This is a genomic window from Mycobacterium sp. 852002-10029_SCH5224772 (genome assembly GCF_001667315.1).
GTDB lineage: Bacteria > Actinomycetota > Actinomycetes > Mycobacteriales > Mycobacteriaceae > Mycobacterium.
In genome coordinates this window covers 1-780 of sequence record NZ_LZHT01000035.1, presented here as the reverse complement: position 1 = coordinate 780, position 780 = coordinate 1, and the positions used below count along the sequence as shown (strand labels likewise).

Sequence of the window (780 nt, the reverse complement as noted above, 5' to 3'; positions counted from 1 at the left end):
GCAACACGGCCACCACGTCGGCCTCGGTGACGCCGGCGGGCGCCTGCAACACCATCGTCTGGTTGAACTGATCGACCGGGCCGCCTGCCCTTTCCAGGCTGCGCAGCCAGCGGATGATCGGGGTGGCGGTGACCGGGCCGGTGCCCTCGTCGACCACACCGTCGTCGCCGTCGGCCACGCCGGCCACCCGGGCCAGCCGGGCCACGGTCTGCTCGGTGAAGATGTCGCGGGTCCGCAGCGCCAGGCCGGCCGCCCGGGCCCTTGTCACCACCTGCATCGACGAAATGCTGTCCCCGCCAAGGTCGAAGAACGAGTCGTCGGCGCCGACGCGCTCGATACCGAGGATTTGGGCGTAGATGCCGGCCAGGGTCTCCTCGACCGGGGTCTGTGGGGCGCGATAGCGATCGACATCGGTGTAGTCGGGTGACGGCAGGGCGCGCGCGTCGAGCTTGCCGTTGGGGGTCAGGGGCAGCGCCTCGAGAGCGAGGACGGCCGCCGGGATCATGTAGGCCGGGAGGTGCTCGCCCAGCCGGGCACGCAGCTCGGCCGGGTCCACTTCCCCGGTGACGTAGCCGACCAGGCGCTTATCGCCGGGACGGTCCTCACGCGCGATGACGACGGCCTGGTCCACCCCGTCCAGGGCGGCCAGCGCCGAGCGCACCTCGCCGAGTTCGATGCGATAGCCGCGGATCTTGACCTGGTCGTCGGCGCGGCCCAGGTAGTGCAGCTGCCCGTCTGCCCCCCACCGCACCAGGTCGCCGGTGCGATACATGCGCGCTC

The 780-nt window shown here is 71.8% G+C and carries 1 protein-coding gene; it reads right to left on the bottom strand.

Annotation, left to right across the window (positions count from 1 at the left end):
• A partial coding sequence (locus A5775_RS07930; protein WP_156660612.1) for a phosphopantetheine-binding protein occupies positions 1–780 on the bottom strand: 780 nt, incomplete at both ends.